Genomic DNA, 16,932 nt, shown 5'->3' with positions numbered 1-16,932 from the left:
ACAGCGCGGCCTTCGAAAAAGCCGCGGCCCTCCGTTCAGCCCCCAGCAAGGACCGGCAGATTGCAGGCGTCTATATAGCAATTCCCCAGGAAGGCAAGGCGCAAGGCGAGGCAGGTGATGCGGCGAGGGGTCTCATTTGGGCAGGCTCTCTGCCGCAGCCGGCTCAGCTCGTATGCGCGATCAGCCTGTTCACCGTCTCCGGGAAGAAATCGGGTGCCGCCTGGCGCTTCCCGAACATCATGTCGTACTGGATCAGGCGGAAATCGTTGATCGCCGGATCGATCTTCTTCTGCCGGGCCCAGTCGGGCGTCGCCTCGCCCGACGGGGACAGGAGAAGATTGCGGTCGACGACGCGGTAGCGATCGCGCAGCGCGCCGAGGAATCCGGTGTAGTAGGGATGGGTTATCCCTGCCGTGGTGAGGATATGGTAGGGCAGGAAGGCCGGGCTCACCGCGCCAAGATCCGCGACCGGGCCGGAGCGGTTCGACCAGATGATCAGCGGCGTCTCGTGATGTTCGAGCGCTGCCTGCGGGGTCGGCTCCTTGCGTGGCGCGACGTTGTCCTTGAGGAAGCCGGTCTCGACATAGACCGGGCCGAGCGGCGGCAGATGGTCGCCGAAGAAGGCGATGATCGTCGGCCGCTCCCGCTTCTTCGCCCAGTCGATCAGGCGCTGCAGCCCGCGATCGGCGTCGGCGGATCCCTCCGCATAGGAGAGCAGAGATTCCCGCGCCCAGCTGCTGATCGGCGCGTCGACCGTATGCGTGGGATTGTAATAGCGATAGGGCTCGTAAGGCCCGTGGTTCTGCAGGCTGACCGCGAACAGGAAGACCGGATCCTCGTTCGCGTCGGCCTCGCGGATGATCTCGTCGGTCATCGCGGCGTCCGAAGCCAGCGGTCCGCGCTTTTCCATTGGCGGCAACGTCTCTTCGGAGCGGAACTCGCTGAACCCGAAATCGGCATAGACCGCGCCGCGGTTCCAGAACCAGTTGGTGCCCGGATGGATGGCGCGCGCCCGATAGCCTTCGCTCTTCAGGAAGGTCGCGAGCGACGGCGTGGGCGTGCGAACATATTGCTGGTAGGGGATCGAGCCCGCCGGCAGGAACGCGTTGGAGAACCCGGTCAGCGCTTCGAACTCGATGTTGGCGGTCATGCCGCCGAATTCAGGCGAGAACATGTAGCCCGATCGCAGCGCCCGGACCGTCGGGATCGGATCGGGTTTGATGCTGACGCCCGGCAGCTTGGTCGCGTCCCAGAAGGATTCGCTCATGACGATGATGATGTCCGGCTTTTCCGCCGGCACCGAAGCGGCCACATCCGGCCGCTTGATCGCTGCGATCGTCTTGTCGGAATAGCCGGGCGGGGCCGAGACATGCGCCATCGGCACGTTGAGCGCGAAGGCGAGCGCAAAGCCATTGGAGGCGTAGTTTTCCTTCTGGTCCCACATGATCGGGATGATTTGCAGCCGGTCGCGCGTCCACGAGAAGGTGGCGTAATCCATGATCGAGACGAAGAAGGCGAGCAGCGGCACGGCAAGCGTCAGCCGGGCCAAGCGGCCCTTGCGGCTCAGGATCGGCACCCGGCGGCGCCACTGCCGCCAGCCAAGGGCGAGCAGCGCCAGGCTGCCGACGATCACCACCGCGAGCATCGCTGCCGTCCATGGCCGCTCGCGCACCAGAAGCGGCATCAGCGCCATGATCTGGCGGGCGTAGAGGAAATCGGCCGGATAGAGCGGATCGCCGAGGTAATGCGATTTCTGATGGCCGACGAAGGCCAGCGCCAGCGTCAGCGGCGTGACGATCATCAGGCTCTGATGGCTGCGGCCGATGATGGCGTCGAGCCCGATCAGAACCAGCGCGAAGACGATGATCGTCGTCCAGCCGGGCTTGAAGGGCTGTAGGAAGAAGTCGACGGTGCCGAAGAAGTCGCCGCGCACGATCCATTCGATGGCGAACACCAGCAGCGCCGAGGCCAGGAGCGTGGCGAGACCGTAGCGCACGATCGGCCATCTGCGGCCCGGCAGATAGCCGGTGGACGGATCGTCTTCCAGGAACTGCGGCACGGGTCTGGCCGCGCCCTTTCTGATCCTTGCCACTTAACTCCCCCGGCCCATGCTACGCGTCTTCCACTCGCGTCACGCTTCTGTCATCGAACTGTCACGCAAAGCTAATGCCTGTGGCGGAAATAAGAAGAGCCAGCAAACGATTCGTGAGCGGTTTTCATCAGGTGTGATCGCCAAAAAGCCTTTTGGAACAGCGACTCGGCCGGTTTTTATGGCCGCAATGGGTGCTGAATGGCTGCCGGCGGGCTTGACTTGGCCGTCCGGCTTGCGCCAGAGGCTGACAAAAGCAAGCCGCTGGAGACCCTAAAATGGCCGTCGCATTCACCTTTCCGGGACAGGGCAGCCAGGCCGTCGGCATGGGCAAGGACCTTGCCGATGCTTTTCCCGAGGCGCGCCGGGTCTTCGAGGAAGTGGACGATGCACTCGGCGAAAACCTGTCGAAGCTGATCTGGGAAGGACCGGAACAAACCCTGACGCTGACCGCCAACGCGCAGCCGGCGCTGATGGCGGTGTCGCTGGCGGCGCTGCGGGCGCTGGAGTCGCGCGGCTTTTCGCTGAAGGACAAGGTGTCTTACGTCGCCGGCCATTCGCTCGGCGAATATTCGGCCCTCGCCGCGGCGGGGTTCGTCTCGGTCGCCGACGCCGCGCGGCTGCTGCGCACTCGCGGCAACGCCATGCAGGCCGCCGTGCCCGCGGGCGAGGGCGCCATGGCCGCCATCATCGGGCTGGAGCAGGCCGACGTCGAAGCCGCCTGCGCCGAGGCCGCCAAGGCTTCGGTCTGCCAGATCGCCAACGACAACGGCGGCGGCCAGCTGGTCATTTCCGGCGCCAAGGCGGCCGTCGAGCTGGCGGCCAGGCTCTGCACCGATAAGGGCGCCAAGCGGGCGCTCATGCTGCAGGTTTCCGCGCCGTTCCATTCGGCGCTGATGGCGCCGGCGGCCGATATCATGCGCGAGGCGCTGGCCGGTGTTGCGAAGAAGGCGCCGAGCGTGCCGGTCGTTTCCAACGTCACCGTCACGCCAGCCAGCGACCCGGACGAGATCGCCCGCCGCCTGGTGGAGCAGGTGACCGGCCGCGTGCGCTGGCGCGAGACTGTGGAATGGTTCGGCGCCAACGGCGTTGCTACGCTCTATGAAGTCGGCGCCGGCAAGGTGCTGTCGGGCCTGGCGCGGCGCATCAACCGCGACATCGCCACCGCCGCAATCGGCACGGCTGCCGAGGTCGAGACGGCGCTCGCGGCGCTTGGCTGATTTTGCCCCTTTCTATTGATTTTTCGGCTTCGCTGCGATACATGAATACATGTATTCAACGGAGATTTTTCCGTGCCAACTTCGATCCGCCTGGCCCCTGACATCGAGGAGCGCCTGGACTTTCTTGCTGCCAAGACTGGACGGAGCAAGGCTTACTACCTACGAGAACTCATCGAGCGTGGGCTCGAGGACGTGGAGGATTACTATCTTGCCGCCGAGGTACTCGAGCGGATCAGGCGTGGCGAGGAAGACGTCTTGAAGAGCGAGGATTTCTGGCGTGGCTTGGACGCTTGAGTACGCTCGCTCAGCCCGCAAATTTGTCGAAAAACTGGATCCGCACACGCGCAATCATATCCGCGACTTCGTCGAAAACCGCCTTGTCGTGCTCGACAATCCGCGTGATCTCGGCAAGCCGCTGAAAGGGCCGTTAGCGACATTCTGGAGATACCGAGTTGGCGACTATCGCGTTATTTGCGATGTGCAGGACAGCCGGTTGGTTATCCTCGTCGTCACGATAGGTCATCGAGGCGAGAGATAGTCTGATCGCTGGATCAGCCCGATTTGAAAGGGGATAAAAATGTTCGAACTGACCGGCCGCAAGGCGCTCGTCACCGGCGCATCGGGAGGCATCGGCGAGGCGATCGCCAGGATGCTGCACAAGCAGGGTGCCATCGTCGGCCTGCACGGCACTCGCGTGGAGAAACTCGAGGCGCTGGCTGGCGAACTCGGCGATCGCGTAAAACTGTTCCCGGCGGACCTGACCAACCGTGACGCGGTCAAGGCGCTGGGCCAGAAGGCCGAGGCCGATCTCGAAGGCGTCGACATCCTGGTCAACAATGCCGGCATCACCAAGGACGGGCTGTTCGTGCGCATGTCGGACGCCGACTGGGACCAGGTGCTCGAGGTCAACCTCACCGCCGTGTTCCGGCTCACCCGCGAACTTACCCATCCGATGATGCGCCGGCGCCACGGCCGCATCATCAACATCACCTCCGTGGTCGGCGTCACCGGCAATCCCGGCCAGGCCAACTACTGCGCCTCGAAGGCCGGCATGATCGGCTTTTCCAAGTCGCTGGCGCAGGAGATCGCCACGCGCAACATCACCGTCAACTGCGTCGCCCCGGGCTTCATCGAATCGGCCATGACCGGCAAGCTCAACGACAAGCAGAAGGAGGCGATCATGGCAGCGATTCCCAGCAAGCGGATGGGCACCGGCGCCGAGGTTGCTTCGGCAGTCGCCTATCTTGCCTCCGACGAGGCGGCTTACGTCACCGGCCAGACCATTCACGTGAATGGCGGCATGGCGATGATCTAGGGTGTGTTGATATTCAGGTGATGCCCGGCCCTGCAAACCGTGGCTTTTTGCGCTTGCGGCCTTCGCCGGCCGAAGCACCGGTGGGTAGCGTGGAGGCTGCAGCCGGCGTAGGCCGGTGCTCACGGACCCGAATGTCCGCTCCGCTCCGGTTCTCGAAAGACGCATTTTCAGCTCGGCTGGCCTGAATCCCAACACACGCTGACGGACCTTGGTCCGGCGCCTGTGAAAACAGGCATTTCGGCTTGGACGCCCGCCGTTTTTCGTGTAATGCGGCCGGCAACCCGGCGGTTCGGGCAAAAACCGGTCCTGTGGCGTTTGCGTTTCCTGCGGGACCATCTTTCAGCTTGATTAGCGGCATTCCGCCCGCTAACGAAGACAGACAACATCAGACGAGGCCCCAAATGAGTGACACCGCAGAGCGCGTCAAGAAGATCGTCATCGAGCATCTCGGCGTCGATGCCGACAAGGTGACTGAGCAGGCGAGCTTCATCGACGACCTGGGCGCGGACAGCCTCGATACGGTCGAACTCGTCATGGCGTTCGAAGAGGAATTCGGTGTCGAGATTCCGGACGATGCCGCCGAGACCATCCTGACCGTCGGCGATGCCGTGAAGTACATCGACAAGGCCTCGGCCTGAGGATTTTCGCAGGTATCATCGGGGAGGACCTGCGATGAGGCGTGTCGTCGTCACGGGCCTTGGCCTGCTTTCGCCATTCGGCATGGGCGTCGAGCACAGCTGGAAGGAATTGCTTTCCGGCCGCAGCGCCGCCCGCCGCGTCACCGAATTCGAAGTGGACGATCTTGCCTGCAAGATCGCCCACGTCATCCCGCGCGGTGACGGCTCCAACGGCACCTTCAATCCGGAGGCCGTGCTTGAGCCGAAGGAACTGCGCAAGATCGGCGAGTTCATCCTCTATGGCATCGCTGCCGCCGACGAGGCGCTGGCCGATTCCGGCTGGAAGCCTGAGACGCATCAGGATCAGTGCGCCACCGGCGTGCTGATCGGCTCCGGTATCGGCGGCATCGACGGCATCGCCGAGAACGCGATAACCCTCAAGGAGCGCGGCCCGCGCCGCATCAGCCCCTTCTTCATCCCCGGCCAGATCATCAACCTTGTCTCCGGCCAGGTATCGATCCGCCACGGGCTTAAAGGCCCCAACCACGCCGTCGTCACCGCCTGCTCGACCGGCGCGCATGCCATTGGCGATGCCGCCCGGCTGATCATGTGGGGCGATGCCGACGTTATGGTCGCGGGCGGCGCGGAAGCGCCGGTCACGCGGCTGTCGATCGCCGGCTTCGCCGCTTGCCGCGCGCTCTCCACCGAGCGCAACGACACGCCCGAGAAGGCGTCGCGTCCCTATGATCGCGACCGCGACGGATTCGTCATGGGCGAAGGCGCCGGTGTCGTCGTGCTGGAGGAACTCGAGCATGCCAAGGCGCGCGGCGCAAAAATCTATGCCGAGGTCACCGGCTATGGGCTCACCGGCGACGCCTATCACATCACCGCGCCGGCCGAGGATGGTGACGGTGCCTTCCGCTGCATGACGGCGGCGTTGAGCCGGGCGAAGCTCTCGCCCGCCGACATCGACTACATCAACGCGCACGGCACCTCGACGATGGCCGATACGATCGAGCTCGGCGCGGTCGAGCGGCTGGTCGGCAACGCGGCTTCGAAAATTTCGATGTCGTCGACGAAGTCGTCGATCGGCCATCTGCTGGGCGCCGCGGGCGCTGCGGAAGCGATCTTCTCGATCCTCGCCATCCGCGACAATATCGCGCCCGCCACCATCAATCTCGACAATCCGGAACGCGAGACCGCGATCGACCTCGTGCCGAACAAGCCGCGCCAGCGCCAGATCGACATTGCGCTGTCGAACTCCTTCGGCTTTGGCGGCACCAACGCGTCGCTCGTGTTCCAGCGTTATAATGGCTGAGCAGCCGCCACCTGCCGTCATTTTTGCCAAATTCTCCCCTAGCCTTGCGCCGGGGGATTCGTTGCAAGAGCAGACGTAGGGCGCCATGAACACAAATCCGGGCGGCAGCGGGGAATTCGGGCAGCGGCAGGCACAGGGTCCGATCGTGCCCAAGACAGCCGCCGAAGCGCTACGCCCTGAAGCCGGCACGCCGCCGCCCTCCAAGCGCTCGCGCGCGTCGCGCAGCCAGGTCGTCGTGTTCCTGAACTTCCTCCTTTCGATGGTGATCCTGATCGTGCTCGCCTCCGGCGCGGCGCTCTATTTCGGCATGCAGGCCTTCGTCGAGCCGGGTCCGTCCGCCAATGGCGACACCTTCATGGTCAAGCCCAACACCGGCGTGCAGGAGATCGCCGAGCAGTTGGAGCGGCGCGGCCTGGTCAGCGATGCGCGCATCTTCAGGCTGGGCGTGCGCGCGACCGGCAATGACTCCGTCCTGAAGCCAGGTGAATACGCCATCAAGCCGCGCGCCTCGATGCGCGACATCATGGAGTTGTTCAAGAGCGGCAAGTCGGTGATGTATTCGCTGACGATCCCTGAGGGACTGACGGTAGAGCAGGCGCTGCAGCGCGTCGCGCAAGAGGATGCGCTGAGCGGCGACATGCCCAAAACCATTCCGCCCGAGGGCAGTCTTGCCACCGACACGCTGCGCTTCACGCGAGGCTATTCGCGCCAGCAGATTGTCGACAAACTGCTGGCCGACCAGAAGAAGCTGGTTGATGATGTCTGGGAGCACCGGGCGCCGGACCTGCCGATCGCCAATGTCCAGGACTTCGTCATTCTGGCTTCGATCGTCGAGAAGGAGACGGGCAGGGGCGACGAGCGCTCGCGCGTGGCGGCCGTCTTCCTCAACCGCCTGGCCAAGGGCATGCGGCTGCAATCCGATCCGACCATCATCTACGGCCTGTTCGGCGGCAAGGGTAAGCCTGCCGATCGTCCAATCTATCAATCCGACATCGACAAGCAGACGCCCTACAACACCTATCTCATCAAGGGCCTGCCGCCGACGCCAATCGCCAATCCGGGCCGCGCGGCGCTCGAGGCGGTGGCCAATCCGTCGAAGACGGACGATCTCTATTTCGTCGCCGACGGCAATGGCGGCCATGTGTTTGCCGCCACGCTGGAGGAGCACAACCAGAACGTCGCCCGCTACCGCACGCTGCAGAAGAAGCAGGCTGACGAGGCCGCCAAGGCTTCCGGGCAGACGACAGCTCCGGCTGCTCCCGAGGACAACAGCGCTGGCGATGACAGCGGTACCAGCGGTGATACCGGCGACGCCGGCGGTGATACCGCCCAATAGCCAGGCGCATCTGCGCCGCGTCCTTTGACGCGGCGCCGTATTCATGTTTTGAGGGAGACCAGCCGCCCGACCGAAGGTCTGGCGATTGCAGCATATGGCCCGCGGTGGTTTTTCGCGCGGGCCATACGCAAGATCCAAGTGGTTCAGTAGGAGGCGCGCTTGGTCGGACAACGCTTGACCTGCGACAGGGGGACGACTTCATCATGAACGTGCAGAGCATGACCGGTTTCGCGCGCGCAGTCGCCGAACGCGACGGCACGTCGATTGCGTGGGAAGTGAAATCGGTCAACGGCAAGAGCGTCGAGGTCAGGCTGAGGCTGCCGCAAGGCTTCGACCGCCTGGAGACCGCGGTCAGGCAAACGGTGCAGAAGCGCTTCGCGCGCGGCAATTTCCAGGCGACCCTGACGGTCGGCCGCGCCGCCGCGCAGCAGGCGCAGCCGGTGGTCAATGAAGCCTTCCTCAAGGACTTGGCTGGGTTGGCCAAGCGCCTCCAGGAGCAGTTCGGCACCGCGCCGGCTACCGCCGACGGCCTGCTTGCTCTGCGCGGCGTTCTCGACATTCCCGATACTCTGGAGAACGAGGAGGAGCGGGCCGCCCTGGATGCCGCCATCCTCTTGGCGCTCGACGCAGCGCTGGTGGGGCTGGAGGAGGCCAGGCAGAACGAGGGCGAGGCGCTGCGCCTTCTGCTTTCCGCCCACATCGATGCCATCGAGGCGCTGACGCTGAGGGCCGAGGCCGATCCGTCGCGGGAGCCGGCGGCGATCCGCGAGCGCATCGCCGAGCAGGTGCGGCTGCTGATGGATGTCTCTGCCAATTTGGACGCCAACCGCCTACATCAGGAAGCCGCCTTCCTCGCCACCAAGGCCGACATCCGCGAGGAGATCGACCGGTTGAAGACGCATGTGGCCTCCGGGAGAGCGCTCCTGAAGAGCGGCGGCGCCATCGGCCGCAAGCTCGATTTTCTGGCGCAGGAATTCAACCGCGAATCGAATACGCTGTGCTCCAAGTCGAACGCCGCCGCGGTCACCGCGATCGGTCTGGAGCTGAAGGCGGTGGTCGACCAGTTTCGCGAACAGGTCCAGAATCTGGAGTGACCGGGATGGTTGCCAAGGAACCGATGGCCGCGAAGGATTTGGGGTCCCGCATCCGCCGCCGCGGGCTTATGCTGGTGCTGTCGTCACCGTCGGGCGCCGGCAAGTCGACGATCGCACGCAATCTTCTGGAGAGCGATTCAAGCCTGGAACTGTCGGTCTCCGTCACCACCAGGCCGCGGCGCGGCTCGGAGATCGAAGGCGTCCACTATCATTTTTGCAGCATGCGCGAATTCGAGCGGCTGCGCGATTCCGACGCGTTGCTCGAATGGGCGGAGGTGCACGGCAACTGCTACGCCACACCGCGGGAGCCGGCGGAAATGGCGCTGGCCGAAGGCCGCGACATGCTGTTCGACATCGACTGGCAGGGCGCCCAGCAGCTCAAGGAGAAGATGCGTGCCGACATCGTTTCGATCTTCATCCTGCCGCCCTCGATGAAGGAGTTGAAGGCGCGGCTGAAGCGCCGCGCCGAGGACCAGGAGCAGGTCATCGAGACAAGGCTGAAGAATGCCCGCCTCGAAATCGAGCACTGGAAGGAATACGACTTCGTCATTGTCAACGACGACCTCGACCGCGCCTTCGCCGAGGTCCGTGCCATCGTCACCGCCGAGCGCCTGCGCCGCGACCGCCGGCCGGGCCTGTTCGACTTCGTCTCGGGGCTGCTGGACGAGAAGACGGAGTAGCGGCGACTGGCCGACCGCTTTCGGGAAAGTCCCGAAGACGGACTGTCGCGGCGACAATCCGCTCATCGATTGCTATCGCAGCCGCCGGGTTCTCGGCCTCGATATGCGTGAATATTCCGTCGCGATCCGAAAGCGCGAACGCTGACCAGACGATCTTCAAGATTTGGATTCATCAGCCTTGCGACGCGCTGCCGCGCGTCGCTTCCGCAAAATGCACCTCGGCTTGATCGTCAGAAATATCGGGCCGGTGATCTTCCAGCGCCTCGCGCACCTTGGCGCGGAACCACACATCGTGCGCCTCGCTGTTTGTGACCAGGTCAATAGGCAGCGCGCCCTCATTGGCAGTGCGGGTGAGAAGTATCCGAACCGCATCCGAAACCGTGAGACCCATGTTTTCAAGCACCGCAGATGCCCGATCCCGGATGTCGGCGTCGATGCGAGTCTGGAAGTGCGTTCGCTGTTGAATGACAAGCGCCAGACCCGACATACGCTCCAGCCGCCAACGATAAGGAGTTGTAGAGCTGGCCGAAGCGCCGCGTCGAACTGTTAGAAGGATCCCTTCCTTTTCCCGGTATGCGGGCAGAAGAGAGCTACACCGCGTTCGTCAGCCGTACGAACTCTTCCACGCTCAGCGTCTCGGCGCGGCGCGTCGGGTCAATGCCGGCGCGGGTCAGCAGCGCCACGCCGCCGAGGCTCTTCACGCTTTGCCTCAGCATCTTGCGGCGCTGGCCGAAGGCGGCTTCGGTGACGCGTTCGAGCCTTCGTCCATCGGCGGGCAGGGGAATTGCGCGCGGCATCAGATGCACGACCGAGGAGGTGACCTTGGGGGGTGGCGTGAAGGCCTGCGGCGGCACGTCGAAGGCGATCTTTGCTTCCGTGCGCCAGCCCGCCAGCACCCCGAGCCGGCCATAGGCGTCGCTGCCCGGACAGGCGGTGATGCGCTCGGCCACCTCGCGCTGGAACATCAGCGTCATCGATTGATAGAAGGGCGGCCATTCAGCCACCGTCAGCCAGCGGACAAGCAGTTCCGTGCCGATATTGTAGGGCAGGTTGGCGACAATCTTCACCGGTCCGCCATTCGCCTTGCCGGCAAGAGTGATGAAGTCTGCCTTCAACGCATCGCCGGCGATGATCTCCAGCCGGCCGGGATAGTGGTGGGAGACCTCGGCGAGAGCCTCAAGGCAGCGTTCGTCGCGTTCGATGGCGATCACCCGTTTCGCGCCGTTGAAGAGCAGCGCTCTGGTCAGCCCGCCCGGGCCGGGGCCGACCTCGATTACCGTCGTCGCGCTGAGGTCGCCGGCCGCGCGCGCGATCTTGCCGGTCAGGTTGAGGTCGAGCAGGAAATTCTGGCCGAGCGCCTTCTTTGCCTGCAGGCCGTGACGCTCGATCACCTCGCGCAGCGGCGGCAATCCGTCGATGGTCATGCGCGAGCGCCTGTGCTCATGCGGCCGCCGTGGCACGTCCGCTGTCGGCAAGCCGGCGGGCGAGCTTCAGCGCCGCGATCAGGCTGTCGGCCCGCGCCAGCCCTTTGCCCGCGATGTCGAAGGCCGTGCCGTGGTCCGGCGATGTGCGGATGAACGGCAGGCCCAGCGTCACGTTGACGGCCTCGTCGAAGGCGAGCGTCTTGGCAGGGATCAGCGCCTGGTCGTGATACATGCACAGAGCCGCGTCATAGAGAGCCCGCGCGCGCGGATGAAACATCGTGTCGGCCGGCAGCGGTCCGACCGCATCGATGCCTTCCGCTCTCAGTGCCTCGACAGCGGGTTGCACGATGGCGATATCCTCGGCGCCCATCGCGCCGCCTTCGCCGGCATGCGGATTGAGCCCGGCGATGGCAAGCCGCGGCCGCGCAATGCCGAAGCGGCTCTTGAGATCGGCGGCGGTGATGCGGGCGGTGACGATGATCATCTCGCTCGTCAGCACCTTCGGCACCTCGGCCAGCGCGATGTGACTGGTGACCGGCACGGTGCGCAGTTCGGGGCCGGCGAGCAGCATCACCGGGGTCGCTTCCGCCCCGGTGTGGCGGGATGCCAGATGCGCCAGGTATTCGGTATGGCCAGGGAAGCGGAATCCGGCATCGTAGAGCGGCTTCTTGGCGATGGGGCAGGTGACGACCGCGGCGGCGCGGCCGGCGAGGCAGTCGGCGACGGCGCGGTCGATGGCCTCGATGGTACCGGCCGCGTTGCCCGTTTGCGGCTGTCCGGGACGGTCGAGATGGCGCGCCTCGAGCGGAACGATGGGCAGCGTGCGGGCGAAGTGCTGCGCCGCCTGCGCCGGCAGCGTTTCGGTGAGCGCCACCTTGGCACCGATCGCACGCGCGCGCGCTTCCATCAGGGCCGGATCGGCCAGCAGATAGAAAGGGGGCACGCCGGCGCTGTCGCCGGCCCGCCACGCGGCGATGGCGATCTCCGGCCCGACGCCGGAAGGGTCCCCGACGGTGAGTGCCAGCGGCGCAACTCTCTTTGGCATGCTCATGCCGTCTCGCGGGACAGACTGCCCATATTGGCTTGGGGCGCGGCGGGGTCAATCTGTCCGGTCACGCCGCCTGGCCCGGCGTCCTAGCGCTCGACGATCTTGGCCTTCTTGCGCAGCTCGTCGACATATTTCTTGCTGAGCTCGTCGGCATCCTTGTCGTTGCCGCCTTCGGCCTGGAACACCATCTGAGCCGCCTTGTCGTCGGAAACCTCGCGCGAAGAGCAGATGCCGATGAACTCGACGCCGCGCTCGGTCGCACGCGTCGGCGTGGCGCTGCCGACCTTGGTCGCCTTGATCTGTTCAGCCCAGTCCGGCGGCAATTGCGGCGCCAGCACGCGGCCGAGATCACGCACGGTGACGTCGATCAGCCCCTTGGCGAATTCGCGCGTGGTGTTGCAGCCGTTGAAACGGGCGCGCATGGCGTCGGCTTCGCGCTTGCGCTTGGCAAGCGTTGCTCCGCGCTCGGAGGCCGGCACCACGAAGATCACTTGCTGCAGCATATATTCCATGGCGGAGGGCTTGGCGCCGCCCTTGTCGAGCATGCGGCGCACCGCGTCCTGCTCGGTCACCGAGCCGCCTTCGCCGGAGCGGTAGCGCGCGCCGAGCGCCTGGTTCCAGGCCATTTGGGCGCGGATGAACTCCTTGAAGTGCTCCTTGGTCACGCCCGATTGGGACATGATGGCGTCAAGCTTGCCCAGCGGCATCTTGTTGTTGGAAGCAAAGCGCTGATAGGCAGCGTCGACCTGCTGGTCGGTGATGCGGATGCCGAGCCGCCTGGCCTCGGCCAGCCGCAGCGTCTGGTCGATCATCTCCTGGCCGGCATTGCCCTTCTTGCGCTGCAGCTTGAGGAACGCGGCCCGGTGCGCGATATCGCCGGTGGTGATCGGTATGTTGTTGACGATGTATTTGATCGTGCTTGCGAATGCCGGCGGCGTCATCGCCGCGATCGAAACCGAGGTCACCGCCAGCATGAGCGCGAATCCTGCCGAGAACAGGTACTTCCTCATCTCACCTTCCCAAATTCATCCCGCTGCCATAGCGCCGCGCCCGGACGCGCAAGGAACGCTGTAGCCTTTGATCCTGCGCATGATCCTTCCGAAAATCGACCCCGATTTCGGGACATGCCAAGTGGCCGACCCCATGCCCGCTCTATACGGCGAAACAATGTCGCCGCAACACCTGCATTGGAATCACGCGCATTTTCGAGAGATCATGCGCCAAATCAAGGCCCGGGCTGGGAACTCGCACCAAGATCCTGCCTTCGTCTGCCCGAAGCCGCTTGCCCGCGCCCCGCCTATTGGATCGTGTCGACGGCGCTGGTCGACGAGCCGAAATCGCCGAGGGTGCGGAACGACAGGTTGAAGCCGACGCTCTGCGACAGCTCCTTGGTCACCGAATCGCGCGTTTGCGCGAACGTCATCACATAGGTGAAGCAGGAATCGTTGTAGGCAAAGCCGACGCCGTCTTTGACCATCACGTTCTGCTCGATATCGTAAGTGCTGGTCCCGAAGACGCGCCAGTTCTCGGCCAGATGCGTCGACGCGCCGAGAGTGACCTCGTGACGGTCGGTGGCGAAGCCATAGAGCGGCTGCGCCTGGATGAAGGCATATTTGGCGCTAAGCGAGACCGGCAGGCCGGAATAGGCGGCCTTCACCTCGGCGCGCCTCACCTCGAGGGACTGTTCGTCGAAGCGGCCGCTAAGCGAGCCGGAGACGCCGTTCGGGCTGCTGAAGCCGACCAGGCCGACATAGTCGGAACTCGGGGTCTGCAGACCCGAATACGCGCCGGCATTCACCAGGTCGGGCGCATCGAAGGAATTCTGGCCGGCCAACTGGTAGGACTGGCCGAAGATGGCATTGGTGGCCCAGCCATTGTCGTAGGAACCCGAATAGCGGAAGCCGACATTGGCGCGGGTGCCGCCTTCCATGCGGTCGTAGCCGGAGAACTTGTCGCGCTCGAACAGTGTCGTGGCGTCGAAGACGAAGCTCTGCGCGTCCTCGTTGGGAACGGCGAGGCCGCCCACATACTGCTCGTTCGGACGCACGAAGACTTGGCCCATCGGCTCGAGAATGTGGCTCGAGCTCGGCATCGAGAACAGAAGCGGCCAGCGCATCTCGAGGCCGAGCGTGGCCATGTAGCGGGCAAGCGACGTGCGCATGTCGTCCTGCTCGCCGAGGTTCGTCGCCATCTGGTTGACCGCCTCGAGCGAGGCGGAATTGGCGTTGACGTAGCCGGCATCGCCGCGCAGCGCGAGCAGCGGGGTCAACTGCAGCCCGCCATCGGTGGTGAAGGTGCGCTTCCATTCCGTCTCGGCTGTCAGCCGGGTCGATTGGCCCTCGATGCCGCGCACATTGTTGACCGAAGTGGGATCCGAAACATCCTCCAGCACGGCATCCAGCCGATCGCGGCTGATGGCGCGCGCGTTGACGTTCAGCGACAGCTGGCCGCCGGCCACCGACATGTCGGGGATATAGGCATAATCGAGCGAAGGCAGCACCCAGGGCTGCTCGCCGGCGCGCGCCGTCGGATCGCTGGAGAGCGTGTTCTCCTGGACCGAGAAGCGCATCGCGCGCACGTCGAAATAATTGCGGTCGCTCAAGCCGGTCAGATAGAGCGACGACTGGTGGACGAGATCGCTGTAGCCGTCGATGTTATAGGTTCGCGAAAAATTCTTGTCGGACTGCAGCAGCACGTCCCAGCCGAAGTTCCAGCGCTCGTTGATGGCGAACTGGCCCTTGGTGCCCATCATGCCGCGGAACTTGTTCGGATCGCCGGCCGCGCCCGAATTCACGTTGTGGCCGCTGGCGTCGATGAACGTGTCGGGGTCCTGCTGGTGGATGCCCGCTATCTTCAGCGTGTACTCGCCATTGTTGAAGCGCTGGCGCCATTCGGCTTCGCCGAGAAAGCCCTGCTTGGTGTAGCCGGTACCGGTGACGGTCAGGTCGTAAGTCGGCGAGAGGGCGAAATAATAGGGGACCTTCACGCCGACCCCGAGGTCGGTGTTGTAAGTGATTCCGGGAATCAGGAAGCCGCTCTTGTGTTTCACCGAGGGGTCGGCGATCTCGAACGCCGGCAGATAGGCGAGCGGATAGCCGAAGAACTCGAAATTCGCGTTCTCGAAGCGAACCGTCTTCTTCTGGCCGTTCCAGATGATCTTGCGCGCCTTGACGCGCCATGTCGGCGCCTTGTCCGGCTTGTCCTCGCAGGGCTCGCAGGCGGTGTAGACGCCATTGTGGAAGGTCGTCAGCACGCCGCCCATGCGCTCGGCGCTCTCGGCGGCAAAATAGGCTTGCTCGACCGTCTCGACGCGCAAGGCGTTGGTGAAGCCGTCCGCGAAATCGTCGGTGATGTCGATATGCTCGGCATTGATCTTGGTGCCGTCGCTGTTGATCAGCTCGACGGCGCCGCTGGCGACAAGGCGCTTGGTGTCGCGGTTGTACTCGACGCGCTGGGCGACCAGCTTGTTGCCGCCATAGTCGATCTGCACGCCGCCGACGGCGGTCACGGTGTGGTTGTCGTTGTTGTAGACCAGCGTATCGGCGGCAAGCAGCATCTGCGTGCCGGAGGGAACGGGCTTCGCGGTGATGTCCTGTGCCAGGGCGGGCGCCGTCGGCACCGCGCAGGCGAACAGGCATGCCAAGGCGGTCGCCCCATAGAGGCGTGCCAAACCGGCCTGCCTATGGCTGCGCAATCCAGCCTCCCTCACTAGCCGTCTTCCTTGTATAGCAGGAACGTCACCCCGAAGAACATAGCCACGACAACCGGAACCCATGCAGCCACCACTGTTGGCACGAATCCCGCCACGCCGAATGCCTTGACCAGTACCGAGACGACATAAAGCAGAAAGCCGGCTAGGACGCCACCCAGAATCATCGTCGCCGACTGCCCCATCCGCGCAAATCGCATTGAAACTGTTGCCGCGATCAGCGTCATGGCGACGAGCAGGAACGGCAGCGCCACGAGCGAATCAAACTGCATGGCGAACGCATTTGCCTTGAGGCCGAAGGAACGGGCAACCTCGATCTTGCTGGGCAGGTCGTAGAAGGGAATCGTTTCCGGGCGCGCCAGCCGTTCCTGCACGAATTCCGGCTTCAGGTTGGTCGCCACGCGGTCGGTGGGCAAGGAACGGATGTTGCCGTCCTTGAACACCTTCACGTCCTGCAACTCCCAGTAGCCATCGCGCAGATAGGCCCGCGCCGCATCCTTGCGCTCGGCGATGTTGCCTTTCTGGTCGATGGCGAAGAACACGGCATCGGCCATTTCCAGGCCCTGGTTGAGGATGGCGCGGGCGCCGATGATCGTGTCGCCGGACTGCGTCTTCTGTCTCAGCCACGGCGTGGCATCGGCAGCGACGGTGTTCGATTTTCCGGCCCGCAGCTGATTCTCCATCTGCTCGGACCAGGAAAAGCCGTGCGCGGCGATCGGGTTGAGAACGCCGACCGACAATATGCCGAACAGCAGCGCGCCGACGCAGCATGGAAACAGGAACTGCCAGGCCGAAACGCCCGCCGAGCGTGCGATGACCAGCTCGTATTTGCGGTTGAGCGACACCAGCGTCGCCATTGCCGAGAACAGCCCGACGAACGGCACCGTCTGCAGCATGATCATCGGCATCCGCAGCGCCGAGATGGCGAGCGCCGTGCCGTAGGTGAAGCCTGGCAGCCCCGTCGTGCGGCCGGAAAGCTCGGTGAAGTCGATCAGGAACACCAGCGCCAGCAGGCCGAGGAAGAACCAGATCGTGATCCCCACGTAGCGGAAGAAGAAGTAGCGGCCCAGCGTCCAGCCCAT

At 64.5% G+C, this 16,932-nt stretch carries 15 protein-coding genes and 2 pseudogenes; 9 read left to right on the top strand and 8 right to left on the bottom strand.

What is annotated here, in order from left to right; all coding sequences use genetic code 11:
* Positions 1–163: 163 nt before the first annotated feature.
* Positions 164–2,092 carry an LTA synthase family protein gene (locus EJ074_RS07555; RefSeq protein ID WP_095808680.1) on the bottom strand — a complete coding sequence of 643 codons (1,929 nt, stop codon included), beginning with the start codon at positions 2,090–2,092 and terminating at the stop codon, positions 164–166.
* A 275-nt stretch (positions 2,093–2,367) separates the two neighbouring features.
* Here EJ074_RS07555 and fabD point away from each other — a divergent pair, with 275 nt between their 5' ends.
* The 9 genes from fabD to gmk all read left to right on the top strand — a co-directional run bounded on the left by fabD (position 2,368) and on the right by gmk (position 9,669).
* Positions 2,368–3,309, top strand: coding sequence for an ACP S-malonyltransferase (gene fabD / locus EJ074_RS07550; RefSeq protein ID WP_095808681.1), 942 nt, complete (start codon positions 2,368–2,370; stop codon positions 3,307–3,309).
* A gap of 72 nt (positions 3,310–3,381) precedes the next feature.
* Positions 3,382–3,603 (top strand): ribbon-helix-helix protein, CopG family, encoded by a 222-nt coding sequence (locus EJ074_RS07545; protein ID WP_095808682.1) that lies wholly within the window; start codon positions 3,382–3,384, stop codon positions 3,601–3,603.
* Positions 3,587–3,847 carry a type II toxin-antitoxin system RelE/ParE family toxin gene (locus tag EJ074_RS07540; protein ID WP_095808683.1) on the top strand — a complete coding sequence of 87 codons (261 nt, stop codon included), beginning with the start codon at positions 3,587–3,589 and terminating at the stop codon, positions 3,845–3,847. The genes EJ074_RS07545 and EJ074_RS07540 overlap by 17 nt, the downstream gene beginning before the upstream one ends.
* A gap of 39 nt (positions 3,848–3,886) precedes the next feature.
* A complete protein-coding gene (gene fabG / locus EJ074_RS07535) occupies positions 3,887–4,624 on the top strand; it encodes a 3-oxoacyl-[acyl-carrier-protein] reductase (RefSeq protein ID WP_129552876.1) in 738 nt (245 codons plus the stop codon).
* A gap of 401 nt (positions 4,625–5,025) precedes the next feature.
* On the top strand, positions 5,026–5,262 hold the full coding sequence (locus tag EJ074_RS07530; protein WP_006203723.1) for an acyl carrier protein: 237 nt from the start codon (positions 5,026–5,028) through the stop codon (positions 5,260–5,262).
* 34 nt (positions 5,263–5,296) lie between these two features.
* On the top strand, positions 5,297–6,559 hold the full coding sequence (fabF, locus tag EJ074_RS07525) for a beta-ketoacyl-ACP synthase II (RefSeq protein WP_095808685.1): 1,263 nt from the start codon (positions 5,297–5,299) through the stop codon (positions 6,557–6,559).
* Between the two features lie 85 nt (positions 6,560–6,644).
* Entirely contained in the window at positions 6,645–7,895 is a 1,251-nt protein-coding gene (mltG, locus tag EJ074_RS07520) for an endolytic transglycosylase MltG (protein WP_129552875.1), read from the top strand.
* A 203-nt stretch (positions 7,896–8,098) separates the two neighbouring features.
* A complete protein-coding gene (locus EJ074_RS07515; protein WP_095808687.1) occupies positions 8,099–8,989 on the top strand; it encodes a YicC/YloC family endoribonuclease in 891 nt (296 codons plus the stop codon).
* 5 nt (positions 8,990–8,994) lie between these two features.
* The gene (gene gmk, locus EJ074_RS07510; protein WP_165349881.1) at positions 8,995–9,669 is read left to right on the top strand and encodes a guanylate kinase; all 675 of its coding nucleotides are present in this window, start codon (positions 8,995–8,997) and stop codon (positions 9,667–9,669) included.
* A 10-nt stretch (positions 9,670–9,679) separates the two neighbouring features.
* Here the strand turns inward: gmk and EJ074_RS07505 are convergent.
* The 7 genes and pseudogenes from EJ074_RS07505 to lptG all read right to left on the bottom strand — a co-directional run.
* Positions 9,680–9,829: pseudogene (locus tag EJ074_RS07505) on the bottom strand (type II toxin-antitoxin system RelE/ParE family toxin); the annotation flags it as partial.
* Positions 9,826–10,156, bottom strand: a pseudogene (locus EJ074_RS07500) (type II toxin-antitoxin system RelB/DinJ family antitoxin). The pseudogenes EJ074_RS07500 and EJ074_RS07505, both read right to left, overlap by 4 nt.
* Positions 10,157–10,259: 103 nt before the next feature.
* Positions 10,260–11,093 carry a 16S rRNA (adenine(1518)-N(6)/adenine(1519)-N(6))-dimethyltransferase RsmA gene (gene rsmA, locus EJ074_RS07495; protein WP_095808806.1) on the bottom strand — a complete coding sequence of 278 codons (834 nt, stop codon included), beginning with the start codon at positions 11,091–11,093 and terminating at the stop codon, positions 10,260–10,262.
* 16 nt (positions 11,094–11,109) lie between these two features.
* Positions 11,110–12,144 (bottom strand): 4-hydroxythreonine-4-phosphate dehydrogenase PdxA, encoded by a 1,035-nt coding sequence (gene pdxA, locus EJ074_RS07490; RefSeq protein ID WP_165349880.1) that lies wholly within the window; start codon positions 12,142–12,144, stop codon positions 11,110–11,112.
* Positions 12,145–12,227: 83 nt separating this feature from the next.
* Positions 12,228–13,151 (bottom strand): peptidylprolyl isomerase, encoded by a 924-nt coding sequence (locus EJ074_RS07485; RefSeq protein ID WP_095808688.1) that lies wholly within the window; start codon positions 13,149–13,151, stop codon positions 12,228–12,230.
* Positions 13,152–13,438: 287 nt separating this feature from the next.
* Complete coding sequence (locus EJ074_RS07480; RefSeq protein ID WP_165349879.1) at positions 13,439–15,850, bottom strand: LPS-assembly protein LptD; 2,412 nt, start codon at positions 15,848–15,850, stop codon at positions 13,439–13,441.
* On the bottom strand, positions 15,850–16,932 hold the full coding sequence (lptG, locus tag EJ074_RS07475; RefSeq protein WP_095808689.1) for an LPS export ABC transporter permease LptG: 1,083 nt from the start codon (positions 16,930–16,932) through the stop codon (positions 15,850–15,852). Before lptG ends, EJ074_RS07480 begins: the two co-directional genes overlap by 1 nt.

This window comes from Mesorhizobium sp. M3A.F.Ca.ET.080.04.2.1 (assembly GCF_003952525.1).
Classification (GTDB): domain Bacteria; phylum Pseudomonadota; class Alphaproteobacteria; order Rhizobiales; family Rhizobiaceae; genus Mesorhizobium.
This window is presented reverse-complemented; position numbering and strand designations above follow the sequence as displayed.

Excerpts from the sequence above, each read along its gene's own strand:
- fabD (WP_095808681.1), top strand. The coding sequence starts at position 2,368 with ATGGCCGTCGCATTCACCTTTCCGGGACAGGGCAGCCAGGCCGTCGGC.
- fabG (WP_129552876.1), top strand. The coding sequence starts at position 3,887 with ATGTTCGAACTGACCGGCCGCAAGGCGCTCGTCACCGGCGCATCGGGA.
- EJ074_RS07530 (WP_006203723.1), top strand. The coding sequence starts at position 5,026 with ATGAGTGACACCGCAGAGCGCGTCAAGAAGATCGTCATCGAGCATCTC.
- fabF (WP_095808685.1), top strand. The coding sequence starts at position 5,297 with ATGAGGCGTGTCGTCGTCACGGGCCTTGGCCTGCTTTCGCCATTCGGC.
- mltG (WP_129552875.1), top strand. The coding sequence starts at position 6,645 with ATGAACACAAATCCGGGCGGCAGCGGGGAATTCGGGCAGCGGCAGGCA.
- EJ074_RS07515 (WP_095808687.1), top strand. The coding sequence starts at position 8,099 with ATGAACGTGCAGAGCATGACCGGTTTCGCGCGCGCAGTCGCCGAACGC.
- gmk (WP_165349881.1), top strand. The coding sequence starts at position 8,995 with ATGGTTGCCAAGGAACCGATGGCCGCGAAGGATTTGGGGTCCCGCATC.
- rsmA (WP_095808806.1), bottom strand. The coding sequence starts at position 11,093 with ATGACCATCGACGGATTGCCGCCGCTGCGCGAGGTGATCGAGCGTCAC.
- pdxA (WP_165349880.1), bottom strand. The coding sequence starts at position 12,144 with ATGAGCATGCCAAAGAGAGTTGCGCCGCTGGCACTCACCGTCGGGGAC.
- EJ074_RS07485 (WP_095808688.1), bottom strand. The coding sequence starts at position 13,151 with ATGAGGAAGTACCTGTTCTCGGCAGGATTCGCGCTCATGCTGGCGGTG.
- lptG (WP_095808689.1), bottom strand. The coding sequence starts at position 16,932 with ATGGGCTGGACGCTGGGCCGCTACTTCTTCTTCCGCTACGTGGGGATC.